Consider the following 16379-nt stretch of genomic DNA (forward strand, 5'->3'; position numbering starts at 1 on the left):
CTACTCCCCAAACTCTTCAACCTCATCTGGCACACCACTAAACAAAGTCACATGCCCCATCTTGCGGTTGTGCTTCGCTTCTATTTTACCATACATGTGGAGGTGGGCGCTTGGATTTTCTGCGACATACTTTTCAGCAGCCTCGACGTGTTGGCCCAGAACATTGAGCATCACAGCAGGCGCATACAATTTGATAGCTGGCAATGGTGCCCCCAGAACACCGAGAATATGGGTGTCAAACTGCGAGAAGTCGCAGGCTTCGATTGAGTAGTGTCCTGAATTGTGTGGACGCGGGGCAATCTCATTGACGATAATATCATCGGCTGTCGCAAACATTTCCACGCAAAGGGTTCCAGAGAGGTTCAGTTGCTCAGCGATTCTCACTGCCATAGCTTTGGCTTTTTCAGCTAGACTTTCTGAAATGCGAGCAGGCACAATTGTTTTTGAAAGAATATTGTTGCGGTGGATATTTTCCTGAACTGGGAAAACCGTCACATCCTTGCCATTCCCTGATACGATGACAGAAATTTCAAGGTCAAAGTTGACAAATTCTTCCAAAACGCAGTCTGCTGAGTCGGCTAGTGCACGGGCTTCTTCCAAGTCTGCTTCCGAACGAATGACTTTTTGTCCATGCCCATCGTAGCCACCAGTCGCAGTCTTTAGGACATAGTTTTTCGATAGGTCGATGTCTCCCAAGTCTTGACTAGAAGTCACGACCTTGTAGGGTGCAACTGTCACTTGTGCCTTGTTTGAGAGGAAGTCCTTTTCAAAAATACGATTTTGCGAAATGCGGAGCAGATCTGTCCCTTGAGGGAGTTGTCCATCCTTAATGACAGCATCCAAACCGTCAGCATCGACATTTTCAAATTCATAAGTGAGAACATCGCAACGCTCAGCCAGCTGACGGAGGGCGTTCACATCGTTATAGGGAGCCACGATGATTTCCGCCACACGAGAGGCAGGGCAATCCGCCGCAGGATCCAGCGCGATGACCTTGTGCCCCATGTAGATAGCTGAAATGGCCATCATCTGCCCCAGCTGACCGCCACCGATAATTCCGATTGTTTTAGATGAGCTCATTGGTAGACTCCTCTGCGATTTTTCCTTGTTCTTCTGCAAAATCTGCCAATGCTGTCGCGATAGCCTGGTCCTCTACTGAAAGGAGACGGAGGGCAAAGAGAGCGGCGTTAGTCGCACCAGCTTCACCGATAGCCATAGTCGCAACAGGCACACCGCCTGGCATCTGAACGATAGAGTAGAGCGAGTCCACGCCACTAAGAGCGCGCGACTTGACAGGTACCCCGATGACAGGAAGGGTTGTTTTCGCTGCGACCATACCTGGCAAATGAGCTGCGCCACCAGCACCTGCGATAATGACCTTGATGCCACGGCTACGAGCTTCTTCGGCATGTCTGAACATGAGATCAGGTGTACGGTGGGCAGAGACAACTTTCTTTTCGTAGGATACACCGAAGCGGTCCAGGACTTCGGCGGCTTTTTGCATGGTTGCCCAGTCGGATTTTGAGCCCATGATGATGGAAATAATTGGTTTAGTCATAATTTTTCCTTTTTCTTCTTTTTTGATAATGGTCTTAGGTGGTGGGGACAGAAGCAAACCTTCGGTTTCATTCCTAAAATTTGAGCCTAAGGTCTCAAATTTTCCCTAGACCAGAACAAAAATTGTTCTGGTCTTTTCACCACGACGACCATTATCGTATTTGGCGACTTCGTCGCGTTATTTTTATACTTTTACTTTATGGCCTTGCTTCCGATATCGGTTCGGTAAAAGAGGCCTTCTGTGTTTTGTTGGGATAGTTCTTGGTAGATGGTGTTTTGGGCTTCTTTGACGGTATCTGCTGTGGTGACAAGCATATAGACACGTCCGCCATTTGATAGCAGTGCTCTGCTATTTTCCGCAAACTTAGCCCCTGCATAGTAGGTGATGATATTGCCTTCTGTCTTAGTTGGCAACTCGACACCCTTTGCATAATCTAGCGGGTAGCCCTTGGATGCGACAACCACACCAAGAGTCACACCCTTGTCCGTCCACGTGATGGCTGGTTCTTTACCTTCCAAAATATCTGTGATATTTTGCGCAAAATCAGATGTCAAACGAGGCAAGATAATCTGAGTTTCGGGATCTCCAAAACGAGAGTTAAACTCGATCACCTTAGGGCCATCTGCTGTCAAGATAAGACCAGCGTAAAGGACACCAAGATAAGGACGACCTTCTTTGATCATCCCTTCAAGGACTGGCTTGACAATGGTGTCAACAGCTGTGTCAATCACGCTCTGTGGCAAGTGAGGAACTGGCGCATAGGCACCCATCCCACCAGTGTTAGGGCCCTTGTCGCCGTCGTAAGCACGTTTGTGATCCTGAGCCGTCGGCATGATGTAGAACTTGTCCCCATTGACAAAGGCAAAGAGAGAGAACTCTTCTCCGTCAAGGAATTCCTCGATAACCACACGCGCGCCTGAGTCACCAAACTTATTGTCCAAAAGCATCTCATGAGCGGCTTCGACCGCTTGCTCAACCGTTTCAGCTACGACAACACCTTTCCCAAGTGCCAAACCATCTGCCTTGACAACGATAGGAGCGCCTTTCTCCTCTATATAAGCCTTGGCCTCCTCGAAATCTGAAAATGTGCCATAGGCTGCTGTCGGAACGTCATATTTGACCATGATTTCCTTAGCAAAATCCTTGGACCACTCCAGCTCCGCTGCGGCCCTAGTCGGACCAAAAGCCTTGAGACCAGCTTTGTTAAAATCATCTACAATCCCAGCAGCAAGGGCATCATCTGGCCCGATGAAGGTCCAAGCAATATCGTTGGCCTTTGCAAACTCAATTAACTTAGAATGTTCGGAAATAGAGATATTTACCAAATCAAGTCCATCTAAGGTCATCCCGTCATTCCCAGGAGCTACAAAAACCTTTTCAACGTCTTTTGACTCAAGCAACTTCTTAGCAATCGCATGTTCACGACCACCCGAACCGACAACTAACAGCTTCATCTTTCAACCTCTTTTGCGAATTATTTACTAACATTATATCACAAACGTTCGTTTTAATCTCGTTCCGCTCCGCGTTTTAGGCAAAAAAAGGAAAGAAACTGTTTTCTTCCCTTTTGTCTTCTTAATGTCTAAAATGTCTTACGCCTGTGAAAACCATGGTCAAGCCGTATTTGTCAGCAGCTTCGATGGATTCTTGGTCACGTACTGAGCCACCCGGCTGGATGATGGCCTTAATACCTGCTTTGGCGATTTCTTCCACGTTATCCGCAAATGGGAAGAAGGCGTCGGAAGCAAGAACAGCACCATCAAGACGATCTTTAGCTTGGTCAATGGCAATACGAACAGAAGCCACACGGTTGGTTTGACCTGGGCCAACACCAAGTGTCATGTGATCGTTGGTTACGATGATTCCGTTTGATTTGACGTACTTGATAGCCTTCCAAGCGAACTCAAGAGCAGTCGCTTCTGTCTCGGTTGGCTGGCGTTTGGTCACCACTTGCCAGTCAGCTGGGCTTTCTTTGATCACGTCTTGGTTTTGCACGAGAAGTCCACCGACCACACCTGTGTATTCTGCCTCCACCTCACTAGCATCTTGGGCATCAAATGGCAAGGCAAGGACGCGCAAGTTTTTCTTTTTGTTGGTCAAAATGGCTAGCGCTTCATCTGTATAGCTTGGCGCAATGATGATTTCAAGGAAAACGCCATGCATCTTCTCAGCTGTCGCAGCATCCACCTCACGGTTAAGAACGACAATCCCACCGAAGATAGACACTGGGTCTGACTCATAGGCATAGTCCCAAGCAGTTTCGATATCATCTGCCTGACCAATTCCACATGGATTCATGTGTTTCAAAGCCACAACGGTTGGACGGTCTTTGAAATCACGAATAATACGAATCGCCGCATCCGCATCACGGATATTGTTAAAGGACAATTCTTTACCGTTGAGCTGTTTCGCTGATGCAATCGAATAGTCAGTCGGCAAAGCTTTTTGGTAGAAGTCCGCATCCTGCTGAGGATTTTCACCGTAACGCATGGATTGTTTGAGGTCATAGGTCAAAGTGAGCTTTTCAGGCTTTACTTCACCCACTTGAGCTGTGAAGTACTCTGCAATCAAGGCATCATAAGCAGCTGTGTGACGGAAAACCTTGGCTGCTAAACGTTGGCGAGTTTCATAAGTCGTTTCACCGTTTGCTGACAATTCGTCAAGAACAACAGCATAATCCGCTGGGTCTACCACAACCGTCACGCTGGCGTGGTTTTTAGCCGCTGAACGAAGCATAGAAGGCCCACCGATATCGATATTTTCAACTGCGTCAGCATACGTCACATCTGGTTTGAGAATCGTTTCCTTGAATGGGTAAAGATTGACAACTACAAGGTCGATGAGCTCGATCTTATTGTCCTTAGCCGCCTCAAGGTGGCTATCGAGATCACGACGAGCGAGGAGCCCACCATGGATATTTGGATGAAGGGTCTTGACGCGACCGTCCATCATTTCTGGGAAACCAGTCACATCATCAATCGCAATGGTATCTACCCCAGCATTATCAAGGGCAACCTTGGTCCCACCTGTCGAGACAATCTCCCAACCAAGTTTTTTGAGTTCTTGGGCAAATTCAACAATGCCCGCTTTGTCTGAGACGCTGATTAAGGCGCGTTTAGTCATGTTTTTTCCTTTCATTTACTTGTCCAACAATTCTCTAATAACCTCTAGATACAACTTGTACTCTGCCTCATGAATGCGAGCTTCAAATCTTTCGATGGTATCATCAGCTAGACGTGGCACACGGACTTGTTTGATTACCTTGCCTGTATCCACACCAGAGTCCACCCAGTGAATGGTGACGCCACTCTCAGCAACACCAGCATTCCAAGCGTCCTCAATCCCATGAGCTCCTGGAAATTCTGGCAGGTAGGCTGGATGAATGTTGATAATCCGACCTTCATAAGCTGCCAATAAGGTGGACCCAACGATTTTCATGTAGCCGGCGAGGCAAATCAAGTCAATCTGGTGCTCTTGCAAGAGTTCGACAAGGGCTGCTTCGTAGTCCGACTTGTTCTCAAATTCCTTGAGTTCAAAAGCATAGGACAGGACGCCGAGCTTATCTGCACGCTCGAGCACATAGGCGTCACGATGGTCTGAAAAGACAAACTCCACCGGAAATTCTTCGGCAATCACCTGAAAATTCGACCCATTACCAGAGGCAAAAACCGCTATTTTTTTCATTTGATAATGACACTTTCGTTTTCTTTCTTGACGATGCGACCAATTTCATAGACTGGTTCATCCAGCAATTCCTTGACACGAGCTACATTTTCAGGGCTAACTGCCAACATGAGTCCCACACCCATATTGAAGATTTCAAACATTTCTTCATGCTTGATTTCACCGTATTTTTCAAGAGCTTTGAAAATCGGAAGCACTGGAACTTTGCTTTCCTCAATCTCTGCAGCTAGGTCAGCCGCAAACATACGAGGGACATTCTCGATAAAGCCACCACCCGTGATGTGGGCAATACCGTTGACCAACCCTTCCTTGATGAGTGGCAAGACAGCCTTGACATAGATACGAGTCGGCTCAAGAAGGACTTCCTTGAGTTGCTTGCCTTCCAATTCTGGCAAGACTTCCTCACCTGTGTAGTCGGCAAAGACACGACGAACAAGAGAGTAACCATTGGAGTGAATGCCACTTGAAGCAAGTCCGAGAAGAACATCTCCTTCTGCCACCTTTGAGCCGTCAATAATTTGAGATTTTTCAGCCACACCGACTGCAAAACCAGCCAAGTCGTAGTCATCTTCACCATACATACCAGGCATTTCAGCCGTTTCTCCACCGATGAGAGCAGCGCCTGCCTGCACACAGCCTTCTGCCACACCAGCAACGACTTGTTCTAGCTTAGCTGGTTCATTCTTCCCTGTCGCTACGTAGTCAAGGAAGTAAAGAGGCTCCGCACCTGCAGCGATGATGTCGTTGACACACATTGCCACACAGTCCTGACCGATGGTATCGTGCTTGTCGTACTTGATGGCCAGCATGAGCTTGGTTCCAACACCGTCAGTTCCTGAAATCAAGACGGGCTCTTTGACACCTGTTTTTGAAAGGTCAAACATGCCACCGAAACCACCTAGAGCTCCCATAACACCTGCGCGTTCTGTACGAGCCACGTGCTTTTTGATCCGTTCAACAACTTCATAACCCGCTTCAACATCCACACCGGATTGCGCATAAGCATTTTTATTCGTCATTTTGTTCATTCCTTTTCTTTAATGGAGAATCATCATCCGCCTATTTGTAAAAACTGGTCTTTTCTTCCAAACTTCTACGATAGTCTTCCTCATAGTCGTAGAGAGGAGTTGGGTAGTCGCCGTCAAAGTAAGCGACACAGAGACCGCCATTTGGCGCATCTGTTTCAATACCAATCGAATCAATCAAACCTTCAACAGAAAGATAGGTCAGGCTATCTGCTCCAATGATTTGGCAGGTTTCTTCGACCGTATGATTGGCCGCAATCAACTCCTGACGAGTCTGGATATCAATCCCGTAGAAACATGGATAAGCTAGCGCAGGACTTCCAATAGCAACATGAACCTCCGTCGCCCCTGCTTCTTTCAAAAGCTGAACGATACGGCGAGAGGTTGTCCCACGAACAATGGAATCATCAATCATAACCACACGTTTGCCTTTGACAACACCCGAAACGGCAGACAGTTTCATCCGTACCCCTTGCTCCCGCAATTCTTGAGTCGGTTGGATAAAGGTGCGTTGCGTGTATTGGTTCTTGATGAGACCCATTTCATTTGGCAGACCAGACTCCTCCGCAAATCCCATAGCCGCGCTGAGTGAGGAATTTGGCACACCGACCACGATATCCGCTTCGTGCTTAAATTCACGCGCCAATTGAGCCCCCATACGTTTGCGAGCTGTATGGACATTGACACCGTGGATATTAGAATCAGGGCGAGCAAAATAGATATACTCCATAGAGCAAATCGCCAACTGTGTATCATCTGTATAGCTATCATACTGGATGCCCTTATCATCAATGACCACAATCTCTCCAGGCTTCAAATCTCGAATCCACTCAGCACCAATAACTTCAAAAGCACAGGTTTCGGAGGAAACCACTACCGCTCCGTTGGTCATTTTCCCAATCGAAAGCGGACGGAAGCCATTAGGGTCAAGCGCCGCAATCAACTTGTCCTCAAAAAGCAAGATATAAGCGAAGCCGCCTTTGACAAGACTGAGTGCTTCCTTGATTTTACCCATCAAACTAGGATTGTGACTACGACGAATCAAATGAGCTAAGATTTCTGAATCAGAGGTTGAGCTGAAAATAGCACCTCTTTGTTCCAATTCTTTCTTAAGAGATTCTGCATTAGTCAGGTTCCCATTGTGAGCCAGCCCAAACTGCATATCATGAAAGCGAAAAATGAAAGGCTGGATGTTATCTACAGAAGCTTCGCCAGCAGTCGCATAACGCACATGCCCAATAGCAGCAGATCCTGTCAATTTATCCAAATTAGCTGGGTTTCTGAACACTTCTGACAAAAGCCCCATATCACGATGGCGCTTCAATTGTCCTTGATCATTGGAGAGGATTCCTGCCCCTTCCTGACCACGGTGCTGAAGACTGTGGAGCCCAAAATAGGCCATTTTCGCAGCATCTGGATGCCCCCAAATACCGAAAACACCACATTCTTCATTAAGAGATTTTACTTCGTATGTCATTTTTTATACCTAATTTTTATTTGTGTAGCACCAAGAGCTAGAGCTACATGGCTTTTACATTACGGATATTGTCTATCGAAAAAACCGCAAATCTTACTTTCCAGTAAAGTATTGAACCGCCGATGCGAACAGGTGCTGGTCTTTATTTCCTGGGATGTTTTGGAAGAGACCGTCTTCATAACGTTCTGAGTGTCCCATCTTACCGATAATCTGGCCATTCTTGCTAGTAATTCCTTCGATGGCATTTACAGAACCATTCGGATTGTACTTAGAATCCATACTTGGTTTGCCGTCAAAGTCAACGTATTGGCTAAAGATTTGACCATTGTCACGAAGCTCTGCGAATTCCTCAGCTGTCACGACAAACTTCCCTTCACCGTGCGAAACAGGGATAGCATGGATATCGCCCACTTGCACGCCAGCCAACCATGGCGAGTTGGTATTGGCGATCCGAGTTTCCACCATCTTGGCCACGTGCTGGTTGGCATCATTGTAGAAGAGGGTTGGACTAGTACTGCTGGCATCCTCGAAGTTTCCGTATGGAAGAAGACCTGATTTAACTAGAGCCTGGAATCCATTACAGATACCGATAATCAAGCCCCCACGAGCGATAAAGCCATCAATGGCTGCACGCACTTTTTCATTGAGCAGGATATTGACAATAAATTTAGCTGATCCATCTGGCTCGTCCGCAGCTGAGAAACCACCTGCAAAGAAGAGGATGTTAGCCTTGCCGATATTGTCAACCATGGTTTCAACTGACTTGACAATGGCTTCTTCATTCAGGGTCACAAATGGTACCAAGTTAACCTCTGCACCTTCTTTTTCGAAGGCCTTAGCTGAGTCATATTCTGAGTTGGTTCCTGGGAAGACTGGGATGTAAACCACAGGTTTTTCAATAGTTTCCTTGGCTTTGATGACTGCGTCGGAAGCGACAGCTGGAACTTCGTCCAGTTCTTTGGCTTGTGCAAATTCTGTTGGGTAAACTTCTTCCAGTTTCCCTTGGAAGGCACTGTCAAGTTTGTGTCCATCTAGCTTCACACCGTTGACAAGGAGTGTAAAGTCTGCGCTTGTTTGTCCAATCTTCTCTACTCCAGCAATTTCTTCAGGAGATGTGAAGACAAATCCGCCCAATTGAGCTGTCAAAGCTGTTTCAAGTTCAGGCAAGATCACCTCTGCACCGATATGGTTCCCAAAGGTAGCAAGAGCCAAGCTTTCAACGACACCACCATATTTGACAGCTGATGCAGATGTTACTTTGTGAGCCTTTTGAATGGCTTCAAACTGAGCAAAATTAGACTTAATAAGTTCAAAATCAATCTCTGCAGAGAGTGCTTGGCCTGGGATGTAATAGATGTTTTCACCAGCAGATTTGAACTCAGGAGAAAGCACCTTACGGCTATCCGCCGTCGTCACCCCAAAGGCAACCAAGGTTGGTGGTACGGTTAATTCCTCAAAGGTACCAGACATAGAGTCCTTACCACCGATAGATGGCAAGCCAAGCTGGATTTGTGCTTCGATAGAGCCTAGAAGGGCGGCTACTGGCTGACCGAAACGCTCTGCTTGCTTGTCCATACGCTCGAAATATTCTTGGTATGAGAAACGAGCCTTAGACCAGTTTGCACCAGCAGCAACCAAACGAGCGGTTGCTTCGATAACCGCATAGGCAGCACCGTGGTATGGAGACCATTCTGCCACATAAGGGTTGAAACCTTGTGCCATGACAGACGCAGTATGCGTCACACCGTGCTGAACTGGTAATTTCTGCACAGAAGCTTCAGTTGGTGTGAGTTGGTAGCGACCACCAAGTGGGTGATTGACCGTTGAACGACCGACCGAACAGTCAAAGATAGTCTGCAAGCCTTTTTGACTCGCATGGTTGAGGTCAGATAGAACCGCAAGGGTATCTGCTTCAAGTGTGTCAGCGCTTGTTGTACGTTCTTCTGGAAGCTTGACATCCTTGTCCACAACCTTGGCATCAACGACCACGCGCACACCGTTTGTATCAAGGAAACGACGTTCCAAGTCAACAATGGTTTCACCATTCCAGTGCATGACAAGATTTGGTTTTTCAGTCACTGTTGCCACAACAACCGCGTCAATATTTTCTTTATTACATTCCGCAACGAAGTCATCCACATCTTCAGGACGAACCACGACCGCCATCCGTTCTTGTGATTCAGAGATGGCAATTTCTGTACCATTCAAGCCTTGGTATTTAAGAGGAACCTTGTTAAGGTCAATTTCAAGACCATCTGCCAATTCACCGATAGCCACACAGACACCCCCTGCTCCAAAGTCATTGGACTTCTTGATGAGACGAGTGACATCGCCATTACGGAAAAGGCGTTGGATCTTGCGCTCTTCGATGGCATTCCCTTTTTGAACCTCAGCACCGGCAGTCTCTACAGACTCAACTGTTTGAACCTTAGAAGATCCCGTTGCACCACCGACACCATCACGGCCGGTCTTGCCTCCAAGAAGGATAATCACATCGCCCGCTTCAGGTTTTTCACGGACAACGTTGCCCTTGGGAGCAGCCCCAACAACGGCACCTAGCTCCATGCGTTTGGCTACAAAGCCTGGGTGGAAGTACTCACGAACGTAAGTCGTCGCCAGACCAATTTGGTTACCATACGAAGAATAACCGTGAGCCGCTGTTTTAGAAATGACCTGTTGTGGCAATTTCCCAGCGCGCGTTTCTGAAATCGGCGCTGTAATGTCACCCGCGCCTGAGATACGCATGGCTTGGTAAACATAAGAACGGCCTGACAATGGGTCACGAATGGCGCCACCGATACAGGTAGCCGCTCCACCAAATGGCTCAATTTCCGTTGGGTGATTGTGGGTTTCGTTTTTGAACATGAGGAGCCAAGGTTCCTTGATACCATCAACATCCACTTCGATTTCGACCGAGCAAGCATTGATTTCGTCAGACACTTCCATATCGTCTAAACGACCATTAGCACGCTCATAACGACCAAAAATAGTCGCCATATCCATCAAGGTTTGTGGCTTTTCAGACCGACCTAGTTCATCACGCATGGCAATATACTTGTCATAAGTCGCTTGCAATTGCTTTTGGAATTTAGAAGCTGAGAAATCAATGTGTTTCAACTCGGTCTCAAAAGTCGTATGACGGCAGTGGTCAGACCAGTAAGTATCCAAAACCTTGAGCTCCGTCTCAGTTGGCACGCGCCCGATTGACTTGAAGTAGTCTTGGATAAAGAGCAAATCATCCACTTCCATGGCCATCCCTTGCTCAGCCTTGTAGCGAGCAAAGTCGTCTGCTGTATAGCTTTCAAAGAAAGTCAATTTGGGAATAGTCTTGTCTGACTCTGAAAATTCCTGCTTGGCAATCCCTGTCGTGATGTCCTTGAAACGAGAATCAACTGGATTGAGCAAGTAGTTCTTGACCGCCTCTAACTCAGTCGCATCAATATCTTTATTGACCAGATAAAGTTGGGCTGTATTGACCGTCACATCACTCGAACTTCCCAGCAAAAGCAAGGCTTCCTGTGAAGAAGCTGCACGTTGGTCAAACTGCCCTGGCAGGCTTTCAATGGCAAAGAAAGCATAGTTAGCAAGATCCGCTTGCACAGCCGCTTCGTCCAATACATGGTCGGTCACCTGCTCAGAGAAGATGTGTTTCTCTGCAGGCGCAAACAAGTCCTCAGCCAAATCAAAGACATCATAAACTTGCACGATGCGGATACTTTTCAGGGTTGACAGTCCCAAGTTGTGCTGGAGTTCTCTTACCAAACTCTCTGACTTGACCTGAAAATCAGCCTTTTTTTCAACAAAAATACGTTTATCCATCAATTCTTATTCCTTTATTTCAGCTCTTGCAAACAGATTATTTCAATTCCTGCAACTTCTCCCAGACAACTTCATAAACATCTGTCAGTTCTCCCAATCCACGACGGAAAACATCCTTGTCCATATGATTGCCATCTGCATCCCACAGACGGCAGTTATCTGGTGAAAATTCGTCTGCCAAGATGATCTTACCATCCTTGTCAAAACCGAACTCTAGCTTAAAGTCAATCAATTTAAGGCCAATCTCAGCAAACCAGACTTTCAAAAGTTCATTGATACGACGGGTTTCCTCCTTCAAGTAAGCAATCTGCTGGTCATCCGCAATTTTAAGGAATTTCACATGCTCGTCATTGATAAAGGGATCATCCAAATCATCATTTTTATAGTAAAATTCGACTATTGGAGTCTCCAAGGCGATGCCCTCTTCCACCCCAAAACGTTTTGAAAAAGAACCAGCTGTATAGTTGCGAAGCACGACTTCCAAAGGAATGATTTCCACCTTTTTATTGAGTTGCTCTGTATCTGAAAGCTTCTCCACAAAATGAGTCGCTACACCAGCAGCATTTAATTTCTCAAAAATAAAAGATGAAATCTGATTATTCAAGACTCCTTTACCCGCAATCTGCTCCTTCTTAACACCGTTGAAGGCAGTCGCCTGATCCTTGTAAGTTGAAATAATGAGATTTTCATCCTCAGTTGTATAGATATCCTTGGCTTTTCCCGAATAGATCAATTCTTTTGACATTTTAAAGTTCGCCTTTCGTATTTCTTTACTTCATTCTACTACAAAATAACGAAAATAGCAAGAATTTGCGAACGAAGGCGAAGATACCTCTTTTTAATATTAAGAAAAACTGTAAAATCAAAACATTTTACAGTTTTAAAAGTATAATATCGCGTTAAAAACAAACATTATTCTCTGTTCAAAAATTGATCTAAGTAGTATCGCAGATAACTTTTCTTTCCTGTGATTAGTGTCAAACGTCCTTCTGAACCGTAGCGAAGCTCTTCTGCTTGTTCAGGAGCCAGACTTGTCTCCGCCTCTATTTTAAAGAAATTTCCCTTTTCAGTCTTGGTGGCTGTCGCATCAATATTCGTAATCGCAGAAACAAGAACGAGCTCTTTGTTGGCATCCTTGGTTGTAGTAAAGCGAACAGAATCACCTACCTTAAGCCTTGCAACATCTTTTGAACTGAGATAAGCTGTGAGTTTGGTTTTGCCTTCTCTTTCTAAGACCGGATACAGTTGGGCTAGCAGGGTTCCTTCTGCAACCATGGTAGAATCACTGGTCTCAGGATTAAGGTGAAGTACCCCATCCTCGCTTGCTGTAATCTTCCCCTTATCTAGGAGACCTCCTTGGACTTTCTTACCCGACTCTGCCTCCAAAATTTTCTGATCCAAAAGAGTTAATTCCTGGCCGACTTTGACTAGCTGCTGAGACTTGAGGGATTCAAGTTGACTATCCAGTCCCGTTGCGTAGGCTTGTTGAGCTCCAGATCCCGCATACTGTACACGATAAGTAGCTAAACTAGACTCTAGCTGGATAATTTGTGCATCCACCTGTGCAATAACTTGCGATTTAGCTTGCGGATCTTCTCCAGCTTGGTTTTTATAGGTCTGATAAAAAGAGTAGGCCGCATTTTGACTATCCAATTGAGCTCCTGTTTCAATCGCTGACTTAGCTGTATTGTAGTCTCGGATTTTATCCTCTGTTTGGCTGATAAGATTGCCAATCTCGGCTTGGCTCTGACTTGCTGCCGCATTTTGAGAGGAAATGCTGGCATTTTGCTGAGAAACATTACTCCTAAGACTACTAGCTTGGCTGAGATAGTCCCGAAACATCTCTTGGTAACCAAACTTATCCGCCTCTGGAAATTGATCACTCCCCTCTTTCAAACTGGATTGCAAATACCCCAACTGCTTTTTTTGATCCTTTAACATCTCCAATTGACTGGCGTATGCTTCGACCTGAACAGCCTCTGCCCCTTGCTGGTACTGAACAAGGAGATCACCCTGCTTGACTAGTTTGTTTTCTTCTAGATAATTGGCCACAATGCGTTGATTACTAGTCGACTGGATATTGGCAATGATCCGACTAGGTTCGACAGTCGCTCTGGTAGACAAACTAATCTCCTTCTCTGCAAAAACTGCAAATCCCAGTAAAAACACGAGTAGAAGTGACATAGGTAAAATCACCCGACTGGAAAAATTATGGTAACGACGATGGTAAAACTCCGCACTTTCTAAAAATTCTGGTTGCATCTTCTCCTCTTTCTAGCTATTTACCAAATAGGCGTAAAATCCACCTCGAGCAAGCAAGTCTGCATGGGTACCTTCTTCGACAATCTTGCCCTGATCCAAGACAACAACTTTCTCTGTCCGCTCAGCAATGGTCAAGCGGTGGGCGATGAAAATCAAGGTCTTGTCCAAAGCCATGAGATTATCCACGATCCGCTTCTCTGTCAAAATATCCAGACTGCTAGTTGCCTCATCCAAGATCAAGACAGGTGCATCCGTCAAGAGAGCACGCGCCAAAGCGATTCGCTGCCGTTGTCCGCCAGAAATTCCAGCTCCGTCCGAAGTCAACTCTGTCTGGTAATTCAGTGGCATGCGCTCAATATCTTCCCGAATCTCAGCTAACTCGACTGCTCGCAGAACATCCTCCTGTGTCGTCCCCTCCTTGGCTCCAAGGAGAAGATTCTCCAAAATCGTCCCGTTAAAGACATAAGGCTGTTGAGGCAGATAGTTAATGTACTGGCGCAAAGCTTTTTTATCAATCTGATTGAGATTGACACCACCCAGACTAATCTCTCCCTGACTTGGATCGTAAAAATTAACCATCATCTTGGCCAAGGTGGTCTTTCCCGACCCTGAAATCCCCACGAAAGCCATCTTAGATCCTTTCGGAATGGTCAAATTGATATCCGACAAGACGTCACGACCATAGCCATACTTATAGTGAACCTGCTTGAAGGTCATCTCTCCCTTCATCATGCTCAGATCTTCTACCGTTTTCTTCTCCTCAAACTCCGAAGCTACTAGATAAACCTCATTTAAGCGATTATTGGCAACCTGCGCTGTCTGAAGTTTGGTTTGTAGGTTGATGATATTTTCCAAAGGATTGGTAAAGTAAACAAGCAAAGTATTATAGGTAATCAGTTGGCCCAAACTCATTTTCCCATCCATGACAAGAACTGCTCCCATCCAGAGAACGGCAACATTGAGCAGGAGCTGGGCAACTTTTTTCAGTGCCTTTTGCTGGCTTTCTGCCCGACTATAGGTAAAGGATTTTTTCAGATAAACTACAAATTCCTTATCAATCTTTTGATAGCGTGAACTTTCACTGGTCAAAGACTTAATGGTCTCAATACCGTTGATGTCCTCGATGATAGAAGAAGACAGAACCGCATTGGCTTCCATGGTATCCCGATTCATCTTTTCAAAAGGTTTCATAAAGGCAAAGATAATCACCGTATAGATGGGAAGGGCAAGCAGACTAATGAAAAAGAGTGTCATATTTTGTGAAAACAAGACCAGCGAGATAATCAAAATCGTCGACACATCCAAAAAGATAGACAAAATGGTCGACGCTAGCGCGTCAATGATACTGTTGGCATCTGTAAAACGAGACACGATTTCTCCTGTCCTGCGTGTCGCGAAAAAGGACATTGGCAGGTGAAAAACATGCTTGATATAGGACAAAATCACATCAATTGACAGGCGTTGCCCAAGAACCAGCAAGAGGTACTCCTGCGCGTAGGACAAAATCTGCTGGAGGATATAGACGATGACCAGCCCAATAGAGATAATACCCAGCGTCGATCGCATCTGGTCTGGCACGTAACTATCAATGATGGACTGCAGATAATAAGAACCTACAATGTTAATCAGGGTTACCAAGAGTGTCGCTAGGACGATATTGGTAATTAAGCCACGCTGTTTGAGTAAGATGGGCAAGAAAGATAGGAGCCCCTGTTTTTTCTCCTTATGAGGTTTATAGTCTGGAGATGGCGCCATAAAGAGACTGACCCCTGTCCACTCTTGCGCAAATCGCTCACGGGAAATCTTGGTCAGCTTGACACCAGGATCTGGATCAGCGATATGGATGGTCTTCTTATCCTGACCTATCACCACATAATAGTGGAGCAATTTGCCTTCCTTGAGCACATGAGCCACAAAAGGAAAGGTCAAATCTGGCAAGTCAAAGAGCGTCATATCCGCCTTGATCGCTCGCGTCTCAAAGCCAATCTCCTCTGCCACCTTGACCAAGCCCAAAGCCGTCGTCCCATCCATGGTCGTCTTGGCCAACTCTCGTAGATGAGCCAAGGAGTAATAACTGCCGTAGTAGCCAAAGACCATGGCTAATGAAGCTACACCGCAGTCCATCTGATCCACCTGAGGACGATAGTGTCTTTTCCCAAATTTCATATCCATCTCCTTTTTTCTAACAATCTCTTAAAAACTTTGTAAGATTATTTTAACCAAACGAAGAAGAAATCGGAAAATTATTTCTGAAAAAACAATATTCATACCTGAACAGCACTTTTAGTCAAAGCAAATAGGCAGAACAAGTGTCCTGCCTAGATCATTCAATTACAAAGATTTCTTACCTTTCCCACTTCTTTTGTGAATGGTGTATAAAACGATAAACGAAAACACAGGTGGTACCAGATAACTACTTTCACTCATTGTCACCTGAAATCCAAGAGTTGCTAGTATCGTAAAGATGAGAATATTCATTAAAAATAGAAAAATAAATACAATGAAGGATTTTAAAATCTTATTCATTTCGGTTCTCATTACTTTCTTTACTTTC

Annotated in this window: 12 protein-coding genes; all 12 read right to left on the reverse strand. The window is 45.7% G+C overall.

Annotation, left to right across the window (positions count from 1 at the left end; genetic code table 11):
* Window positions 1-1080 (reverse strand): 5-(carboxyamino)imidazole ribonucleotide synthase, encoded by a 1080-nt coding sequence (gene purK, locus D8852_RS07185; protein WP_125425256.1) that lies wholly within the window; start codon window positions 1078-1080, stop codon window positions 1-3.
* Entirely contained in the window at window positions 1067-1558 is a 492-nt protein-coding gene (purE, locus tag D8852_RS07190; RefSeq protein ID WP_125425257.1) for a 5-(carboxyamino)imidazole ribonucleotide mutase, read from the reverse strand. The genes purK and purE overlap by 14 nt, the downstream gene beginning before the upstream one ends.
* 191 nt (window positions 1559-1749) lie before the next feature.
* Complete coding sequence (gene purD, locus D8852_RS07195) at window positions 1750-3012, reverse strand: phosphoribosylamine--glycine ligase (RefSeq protein WP_125425258.1); 1263 nt, start codon at window positions 3010-3012, stop codon at window positions 1750-1752.
* Between the two features lie 121 nt (window positions 3013-3133).
* On the reverse strand, window positions 3134-4681 hold the full coding sequence (gene purH / locus D8852_RS07200; RefSeq protein ID WP_185755594.1) for a bifunctional phosphoribosylaminoimidazolecarboxamide formyltransferase/IMP cyclohydrolase: 1548 nt from the start codon (window positions 4679-4681) through the stop codon (window positions 3134-3136).
* A 15-nt stretch (window positions 4682-4696) separates the two neighbouring features.
* Window positions 4697-5242: a phosphoribosylglycinamide formyltransferase gene (purN, locus tag D8852_RS10025; protein WP_185755595.1), complete on the reverse strand. Its 546-nt coding sequence runs from the start codon at window positions 5240-5242 to the stop codon at window positions 4697-4699.
* The gene (gene purM / locus D8852_RS07205; protein ID WP_125425259.1) at window positions 5239-6261 is read right to left on the reverse strand and encodes a phosphoribosylformylglycinamidine cyclo-ligase; all 1023 of its coding nucleotides are present in this window, start codon (window positions 6259-6261) and stop codon (window positions 5239-5241) included. Before purM ends, purN begins: the two co-directional genes overlap by 4 nt.
* Window positions 6262-6301: 40 nt before the next feature.
* Entirely contained in the window at window positions 6302-7744 is a 1443-nt protein-coding gene (gene purF, locus D8852_RS07210; RefSeq protein ID WP_125425260.1) for an amidophosphoribosyltransferase, read from the reverse strand.
* 93 nt (window positions 7745-7837) lie between these two features.
* On the reverse strand, window positions 7838-11563 hold the full coding sequence (locus tag D8852_RS07215; RefSeq protein WP_125425261.1) for a phosphoribosylformylglycinamidine synthase: 3726 nt from the start codon (window positions 11561-11563) through the stop codon (window positions 7838-7840).
* A gap of 37 nt (window positions 11564-11600) precedes the next feature.
* Window positions 11601-12308, reverse strand: coding sequence for a phosphoribosylaminoimidazolesuccinocarboxamide synthase (gene purC, locus D8852_RS07220; RefSeq protein ID WP_125425262.1), 708 nt, complete (start codon window positions 12306-12308; stop codon window positions 11601-11603).
* 167 nt (window positions 12309-12475) lie between these two features.
* Window positions 12476-13825 (reverse strand): competence pheromone export protein ComB, encoded by a 1350-nt coding sequence (gene comB, locus D8852_RS07225; protein ID WP_125425263.1) that lies wholly within the window; start codon window positions 13823-13825, stop codon window positions 12476-12478.
* Window positions 13826-13837: 12 nt separating this feature from the next.
* Window positions 13838-15991: a peptide cleavage/export ABC transporter ComA gene (gene comA, locus D8852_RS07230; protein WP_125425264.1), complete on the reverse strand. Its 2154-nt coding sequence runs from the start codon at window positions 15989-15991 to the stop codon at window positions 13838-13840.
* A 165-nt stretch (window positions 15992-16156) separates the two neighbouring features.
* Complete coding sequence (locus D8852_RS10185) at window positions 16157-16351, reverse strand: hypothetical protein (RefSeq protein WP_125416430.1); 195 nt, start codon at window positions 16349-16351, stop codon at window positions 16157-16159.
* Window positions 16352-16379: the final 28 nt, after the last annotated feature.

The organism is Streptococcus mitis, assembly GCF_003942695.1.
GTDB classification, from domain to species: Bacteria; Bacillota; Bacilli; order Lactobacillales; family Streptococcaceae; genus Streptococcus; species Streptococcus mitis_BD.

Excerpts from the sequence above, each read along its gene's own strand:
- purE (WP_125425257.1), bottom strand. The coding sequence starts at position 1,558 with ATGACTAAACCAATTATTTCCATCATCATGGGCTCAAAATCCGACTGG.
- purD (WP_125425258.1), bottom strand. The coding sequence starts at position 3,012 with ATGAAGCTGTTAGTTGTCGGTTCGGGTGGTCGTGAACATGCGATTGCT.
- purK (WP_125425256.1), bottom strand. The coding sequence starts at position 1,080 with ATGAGCTCATCTAAAACAATCGGAATTATCGGTGGCGGTCAGCTGGGG.
- comB (WP_125425263.1), bottom strand. The coding sequence starts at position 13,825 with ATGCAACCAGAATTTTTAGAAAGTGCGGAGTTTTACCATCGTCGTTAC.
- purC (WP_125425262.1), bottom strand. The coding sequence starts at position 12,308 with ATGTCAAAAGAATTGATCTATTCGGGAAAAGCCAAGGATATCTATACA.
- purF (WP_125425260.1), bottom strand. The coding sequence starts at position 7,744 with ATGACATACGAAGTAAAATCTCTTAATGAAGAATGTGGTGTTTTCGGT.
- D8852_RS10185 (WP_125416430.1), bottom strand. The coding sequence starts at position 16,351 with ATGAATAAGATTTTAAAATCCTTCATTGTATTTATTTTTCTATTTTTA.
- comA (WP_125425264.1), bottom strand. The coding sequence starts at position 15,991 with ATGAAATTTGGGAAAAGACACTATCGTCCTCAGGTGGATCAGATGGAC.
- purH (WP_185755594.1), bottom strand. The coding sequence starts at position 4,681 with ATGACTAAACGCGCCTTAATCAGCGTCTCAGACAAAGCGGGCATTGTT.
- D8852_RS07215 (WP_125425261.1), bottom strand. The coding sequence starts at position 11,563 with ATGGATAAACGTATTTTTGTTGAAAAAAAGGCTGATTTTCAGGTCAAG.
- purM (WP_125425259.1), bottom strand. The coding sequence starts at position 6,261 with ATGACGAATAAAAATGCTTATGCGCAATCCGGTGTGGATGTTGAAGCG.
- purN (WP_185755595.1), bottom strand. The coding sequence starts at position 5,242 with ATGAAAAAAATAGCGGTTTTTGCCTCTGGTAATGGGTCGAATTTTCAG.